Source organism: Corallococcus terminator, assembly GCF_003611635.1.
Taxonomy (GTDB): Bacteria; Myxococcota; Myxococcia; order Myxococcales; family Myxococcaceae; genus Corallococcus; species Corallococcus terminator.
Window position 1 is genome coordinate 1 of sequence record NZ_RAVZ01000442.1, and the last position, 6,737, is coordinate 6,737.

Consider the following 6,737-nt stretch of genomic DNA (forward strand, 5'->3'; position numbering starts at 1 on the left):
GGGGAGGGGAGCACCGGGGGCTTCCAGCCTCGCGAGCCGCGTCTCCAACGCCGCGACCGTGGCCTCCAGCCGCTTCACCGTCTCCCGCAGGTCCTGCCCATCACCTTCGTCCGACATGGACTTCCTTCCTGCACCATCGCGCCCCGGCCCGCTGGAGTTTCACGCAAGCACGGCCACCCCGGGGTTTCAATGTGAACGGATGGGATGTCTGTGTATGACCGGGGAAGGGCGACAGCCCATTGCCTGTGTTCGATGTGTATTCACGCCTCCGGCAGGCGTGTAAGAATTCCAGGGAAATCGGCTTTCTTCCCCCTGGCCCCCTGGAGCCTTTTCGTGATGACACATTCCCCCATCTCCCCCCGCCATGCGGCTGGGAGGCCTCGTTCCCGCTGGCTTCCCTCGTGGGCCCTTGCCGTGTCGACGCTGCTGGCCTCCACCGCGTCCGCGCAGACCGCGCCCGCGAAGCCGCGGCTCCTCGTCACCACCGACATCGGTGGGGATCCGGATGATCAGCAGTCCATGCGCCGGCTGCTGCTGTACGCGAACGAGTTCGACCTCACGGGGCTGCTGGCTTCGGCGGCGGGAACGGCGGGCGAGCTGGAGACCGCCACGGTCCGGCCCGACCTGATTGAAGACATCGTCGACGACTACGAAGCGGTGCTGCCCAACCTGTCGCGGCACGCCACGGGCTTCCCGACGGCGGCCACGCTGCGCTCGCGCATCAAGGCGGGCACGAAGGACCGGGGCGTCGCGAACCTGGGCACCGGGCGCTCCACCGCGGCTTCCAACCACATCATCACCACGGTGGATGCCTCGACGGCGCCGCTGTACGTGGCCATCTGGGGCGGGGCACATGAGCTGGCGCAGGCCCTCTACGACGTGCGGGCCGCGCGCACGCCCGCCCAGCTCGCCACGTTCCTCTCCCGGCTGCGCGTGTACGCCATCGCGGACCAGGACAAGGGCACCAGTCCCCAGGGGACGGGCGAGTGGATCCGCGCGAACTTCCCCACGCTGCGCTACGTGGAGGCCGGCCCGCCGTCCACCAACGGCTACACGTCGCTGTTCCGGGGCATGTACCAGAACGACTCGTCGGGTGGCGGCCGTCCCACGGTGCAGCTCGTGGAGTCCCCGGTGGTGCCGTTGAACCAGGAGGCCTGGCTCAACACGCACGTGCGCACCGGCCATGGCGTCCTGGGCGCGGGCTACCCCGTCGTCATCCAGAACCCCGGCACCTCCCGCAACACGAAGGGCGTGAAGGAAGGGGACACGCCAAGCTGGTTCTACGTCCTGCCCAACGGCCTCCAGGACCCCGAGCAGCCCACGTGGGGCGGATGGGGAGGCCGCTTCAAACTGGACGCGGGCCAGCACTTCATCGACGCGGAGGACGCGCACTGGACGGGCAACAGCGACTACGGCGTCCGGCGCAAGTGGACGGTGGCCCGCTGGCGTGAGGCGCAACAGAACGACTTCGCGGCCCGCCTGGACTGGTGTGTCGCGGCCACCTTCGCGGGCGCCAACCACGCGCCCGTCGCGGGCATCGACGGCGGCGCGGGCACGCAGGTCGTCCAGCGCACCGTCGCCTCCGGGAGCGTGGTGAACCTCAGCGCCACCGGCTCCACGGATCCGGACGGCGACACGCTGTCCTACCAGTGGTTCCAGTACCTGGAGGCCGGCACCCACGCGCAGGCCGTGGCCCTCACCGGCGCCACCACCCGGGACGTGCGCTTCACCGCGCCCACCGTCAGCACGGCCTCCACCGTGCACCTCATCCTCGCGGTGCGCGACAACGGCAGCCCCGCGCTCACCCGCTACCGCCGCGTCGTCGTCACCGTGCAGCCGTCGAGCGGTGGGGACCCGTCGCTGCGCGGTGAGTGGAAGCTGGACGAAGGGCAGGGTGGCACCACCGCGGATGGCTCGTCCTTCCAGCAGTCCGGCACGCTCCTCAACGGCCCGGTGTGGGTCGCCGGCCATCAGGGGAGCGCGGTGGAGTTCGACGGGGTGGATGACCGCATCGACCTGGGCAATCCCACGCACCTTCGCCTCACCGGCGCGATGACGCTCTCCGCCTGGGTGTTCATCGACGACTTCGCCGGCAACGGCCGCATCGTGAACAAGCAGGGCGGCAGCGGCAGCCGGGGCTGGTCGCTCAACGTGGAGGCCGGCGGCTTCGCGTCCTTCCAGGTCGCCAGCAGCGCGACGCAGCTCGTGCTGGTGAACGGCGCGTCGTCGCTTCCCACCGGACAGTGGATCCATCTGGCCGGTACGTACGAGCCCGGCGTGGCGCTGCGTCTCTGGGTCAACGGGGTGCAGGACGCGGCGCTCACCACCGGCGTCCCGGCATCGCAGTACAACCCGTCCCTCAACGTCGCCCTGGGCAACCGGCCCGGAGGCGGCACGCCGTTCAATGGACGCATCGACGCGGTGCGGGTGTACGACAGGGTGCTCGGCGCGGCGGAGCTTCAGCAGCTCTGACGCCGCGGTGAGCGGGGCCGGCCTCCGGATGCGACCGGGGGCCGGCGTTCCACCTGAAAGCCCAGGCGCGCTTCAGGCCAGGTTGTGGAAGACGTGCTGCACGTCTTCGTCCTGCTCCAGCATGTCCACCAGCTTGAGGACCTCCTGGGCCTGCTCCTCGGGCAGCTCCTTGAGGGTGCCCTCCAGGGGGATGTACTCGGACTCCGCGGACAGGGGCGAGATGCCCTTGGCTTCGATGGCCGCCTGGAGCTTGCCGAAGTCGGCGAATTCGCAGCGCAGGAGGAGCTGCTTCTCCCCCTTCTCGCCCGTCGTCTCGCCCATCTCCTGGAGGCCGTGGTCGATGAGCTCCAGCTCCAGCGTCTCCAGGTCCAGCCCTTCGGGGTCCAGGCGGATGGCGCCCATGCGCTTGAACATGCGGGACACGCCGCCGGAGGTGGCCATGCTTCCGCCCAGCTTGGTGAACGGGAAGCGGACGTTGGCCACGGTGCGCACGATGTTGTCCGTCGCCGTCTCCACCAGCACGCCGACGCCGTGGGGCGCGTAGCCCTCGTAGAGGACGATCTGGTAGTCGGCCTGGTCCTGGCCGCTGGCGCGCTTGATCGCGCTCTCCACGTTGTTCTTCGGCATGTTCGCCGCGCGGGCATTCTGGATGGCCCGGCGCAGCGCGGAGTTGGAGGTCGGGTCCGGTCCGCCGGCCTTCACCGCGATCACGATGTCCTTCGTGATGCGCGTGAAGATCTTCGCCATCTTGTTCCAGCGGGCGAACATCGTCGCCTTGCGAGTCTCGAAAATGCGTCCCATGGTGCCTCCGATTATATCGCGGCCCGTCCCGGTGGGTCGGGTTTCGCACGTCACGCGCGCGGGAAGCGGCTCGCCAGTGCGTCGGCCAGGGGGCCCGCCCCCGTGCGCAGGGGGTCCACGCAGGGCAGGCCGTGCGCGCGCCCGGTGGCTTCCAGGAGCGCGAGTGCCGCGTCCTCGGTCAGGTGCTCGGTGTTGATGGCGATGCCGGTGCACTGGATGGCGGGGTTCGTCAGCCGGCCCTCCAGCACCGTGCGGTCGATGACCTCTTGAATCGACGGCAGCGCGTGCTTCACGCCGCGCATCGTGGTGCGCGTGGGTTCGTGGCAGACGATGAAGGCGTCCGGCTGCGCGCCGTGCAGCAGGCCCAGCGTGACGCCCGCGAAGGACGGGTGGAACAGGGAGCCCTGGCCCTCCACCACGTCCCAGTGGTCCGCGTCGTTGTCCGGCGTGAGCCATTCCGCCGCGCCCGCGACGAAGTCGGACACCACCGCGTCCAGCGCCACGCCGCGCCCGGAGATGAGGATGCCCGTCTGGCCCGTGGCCCGGAAGTCGGCCTTCCACCCGCGATGGCGCAGCTCCTTCTCCAGGGCCAGCGCCGTGTACTTCTTGCCCACCGCGCAGTCGGTGCCCACGGTCAGCACGCGCAAGCCCTGGCGCTTCGTGCCCTTCCCGGTGGCGAAGTCCCGGTCCGCAAACCGCACGTCGTGCAGCTTGCGCCCATGTCGCGCCGCCGCCTCCGCCACCGCGGGAAGGGAGCCCAGCCGCTTGTGCAGGCCGGTGGCCAGGTCCAGCCCGGCCTCCAGGGCCTGCACCAGCGGGGTGACCCACGCGTCCGCGAGCACACCTCCTGGGTTCACCACGCCCACCACCAGCGTGCGCGCGCCCCGGGCCTTCGCCTGCGCGAGGTCCATGTCGGGCAGCCCACAGTCCGCCACGCATCCCGGCAGCCGCAGTTGTCCCACGCACCACTCGGGCCGCCAGTCCACGATGCCGTGGGCCGTCTTGGCCGCGAGCTGATCCTTCACGTCTCCCAGGAACAGCAGATAGGGCTTGTCGATGTCCACGCGTCAGCGCCTTAGCACGGCGCAAAAAGGCCGTGGAAATGGCGCGGGGAATAAGCGCGACACCGGACGTAACAGGTCAGGGCCCAACAGCGTCCTGTTCATCCCTGCCCCCTCCGGAGTCGTCCCATGCGCTTCACCTCTTCCGCCGCCCTCCTGTTCGCCGCCTCGCTCGCCACCGCCTGTGGTGGTCCGCTGGAGGAGGACGCCTCGTTGACAGGACCGGAGGGCGAGGTCGCCAGCGCCAGCGAGGAGCTGATCGTGCTCCCGCCGGTCCTCCCGTGCCTCACCAGCAGCACGGTGCTGGCGCAGCCGGACGGCGCGACGGTTCCCTACGTCTGGAACTGCCGCAAGACGGGCTTCGTCTCCACCCATGCCGTGTCGGTGGACGCCACCTATCACCAGTCGTCCTGCGTCGACCGCTTCGTGGTGGATGTGACGAACATCGGTGGCCGGCTCGCCAAGCCCTTCGTGGAGGCGGCCCCGACCTACGCCCCGACCACGAAGTCGGCCTGCGAGAACCAGTCCGTCTCCGCCGATGCCTGGGCTGTCACGACCTCCACCTGGATCTACCTGGGCACGGTGACGGGCACGGGTTGGTGGCTCCCGTCGGCCATCCCGGGCATCCCGGGCTTCTGCCGCACGCGCTTCTACGTCCCCGGCGACTCGGGCTACTCCAAGGTGCGGGTGACGGGCATCGCGACGTCGTACGGGACCAAGATCCCCGTGCGCGTGGGCGCGGAAATCCTCGAAGGAAACCCCTGCTAATCCCCGGGTAGGGAATACGCGCTACCTCCGGCGTAACTCCAAGGGGAGCCCCATCCCGGGCTCCCCATTCTTCGCCCCACCTTCCGAAAGCCCATCCCATGCGCACCTCCCCGACCTTCGCCCTCCTGTTCGCCGCCTCGCTCGCCACCGCCTGTGGAGGTCCGTTGGAGGACGAGCCCCAGCCTGTCGGGGAGGAGTCCCTCGGAAGCCAGGAGCAGGGCGTGGACGAGTCCTGCGTGGGCTCGGGCGTGGTGCTGGCGCAGCCGGACGGCACGTCGGTCACGGCCAGCTATCCCCGCTGCTCGTACGCGGACTTCTCCGGAACGTCCACGGATGGCACCTACGATCAGACGTCGTGCCCCCGCCGCTTCGTGACGGAGATCACGAACCTGAACGGCACGTACGCCCGGCCCTTCGTGGAAGCCATCCCCTCGACGTCCAACATCACCGAGAGCGGTTGCAAGGGCATGCTGGTCGCGGGCGCCGCGTTCGGCTACGCCAACGGGTACTGGTACAGCCTGGGCAATGTCAGCGCGGCGGGCATCTGGCACCCGGCGGGCACGGGCCCCATCTCGTTCCCGGCCTACTGCCAACTGCGCTTCAACATCGGCAGTGGCGGGTCGGGCTATAGCAAGTTCCGGGTCACGGGCATCGGAGCGGCGCTCGGTGTCTTCCCCACCCGGGTGCGCACGGGCGTGAACATCGGAAACGGCCCCTGCTAGCCCCCCGGGCGGCCCTGCGAGGGGACCTACCTGCTCGGTGGGAACCGCACGGGCGGGTATCGTCGGACTTCGCGGCCGGGGCAGGGCCTGCTAGGAACGGCCCCGTGGTGTTCCGCCCGAGATCGCCCCGTGCAGCCCCCCGGCCCGGGGAGTCCTCCGAAACCGCGAAGGAGGGGCCCCCGGCTTCCCGCGAGGACGCCGCGGAGTTCCAGGCGCTCATCGCCCGGTGCGCGCCCGCGTTGGAAGAGCGGGCCCGCATCCTGTGTCGGGGGCGAAACCCCTCCGACGCGAAGGACCTGTTGCAGGAAACCTACGAGCGGGCCTTCCGCGCGTTTCATACGTATGACCGGTCCGCGCCTCCCATGGCGTGGCTGGCGTCCATCCTCGTTCGACGCTTCCTCGATTGGTGCCGGCACGACCGGCGCCACCCCCACGAGGAGTTCACCGACGCGATGGGGGACACCCTGGCGGAGGCCGAAGCGCCGCCGGAAATCTGGGCGCACTACACGCTTGAAGACGTGTGGAGCGCGGTGGAACAGCTTCCCCCGGAGCTGCGCGAGGTGGTTCGCATGAAGGACATGGAGCGACAGAGCTACGCGGAGATCAGCCGACGGCTGGGCATCCCGTCCATGACGGTGGGCACCCGCCTGTTCCGCGCCCGCAAGAAGCTCAAGGAGCTGCTCCTCGCGCGACAGGGAAGCGCCGGGGTCCCGTCGTGACTCTGATGTGTGAACAGCTCGCCGCCTTCGTGGACGGAGAGCTGACCCCCGAGGAGACCCAGGCGTTCAGCGTCCACCTGGCCGACTGCGCGGAGTGCCAGGCGGGGTTGGAGGACCAGGTGCAGGCCAGCGTCGCGGTGCAGGCCGCCGCGGACGCCCGCTCGGCCCAGCGCCCCCAGCCGGCCCCCGTCGCC

General features: G+C 70.0%; 7 protein-coding genes. 5 read left to right on the forward strand and 2 right to left on the reverse strand.

Annotation, left to right across the window (positions count from 1 at the left end; translation table 11 throughout):
* The first annotated feature begins 414 nt into the window (after positions 1–414).
* On the forward strand, positions 415–2,472 hold the full coding sequence (locus D7V88_RS37405; RefSeq protein WP_158625245.1) for a nucleoside hydrolase-like domain-containing protein: 2,058 nt from the start codon (positions 415–417) through the stop codon (positions 2,470–2,472).
* 72 nt (positions 2,473–2,544) lie between these two features.
* On the opposite strand, the gene D7V88_RS37410 is transcribed toward D7V88_RS37405, so the two are convergent.
* A complete protein-coding gene (locus D7V88_RS37410; protein WP_120538236.1) occupies positions 2,545–3,273 on the reverse strand; it encodes a YebC/PmpR family DNA-binding transcriptional regulator in 729 nt (242 codons plus the stop codon).
* Between the two features lie 50 nt (positions 3,274–3,323).
* Positions 3,324–4,337 carry an N-acetyltransferase DgcN gene (gene dgcN / locus D7V88_RS37415; protein ID WP_120545349.1) on the reverse strand — a complete coding sequence of 338 codons (1,014 nt, stop codon included), beginning with the start codon at positions 4,335–4,337 and terminating at the stop codon, positions 3,324–3,326.
* A gap of 126 nt (positions 4,338–4,463) precedes the next feature.
* Here dgcN and D7V88_RS37420 point away from each other — a divergent pair, with 126 nt between their 5' ends.
* The 4 genes from D7V88_RS37420 to D7V88_RS37435 all read left to right on the forward strand — a co-directional run.
* Entirely contained in the window at positions 4,464–5,102 is a 639-nt protein-coding gene (locus D7V88_RS37420) for a hypothetical protein (RefSeq protein WP_120545350.1), read from the forward strand.
* A gap of 98 nt (positions 5,103–5,200) precedes the next feature.
* Positions 5,201–5,824: a hypothetical protein gene (locus D7V88_RS37425; protein ID WP_120545351.1), complete on the forward strand. Its 624-nt coding sequence runs from the start codon at positions 5,201–5,203 to the stop codon at positions 5,822–5,824.
* A 107-nt stretch (positions 5,825–5,931) separates the two neighbouring features.
* Entirely contained in the window at positions 5,932–6,543 is a 612-nt protein-coding gene (locus D7V88_RS37430; RefSeq protein WP_244238603.1) for an RNA polymerase sigma factor, read from the forward strand.
* 5 nt (positions 6,544–6,548) lie between these two features.
* Positions 6,549–6,737 (forward strand): anti-sigma factor family protein (locus D7V88_RS37435; RefSeq protein WP_244238604.1); only part of this gene is annotated, 189 nt, incomplete at its 3' end.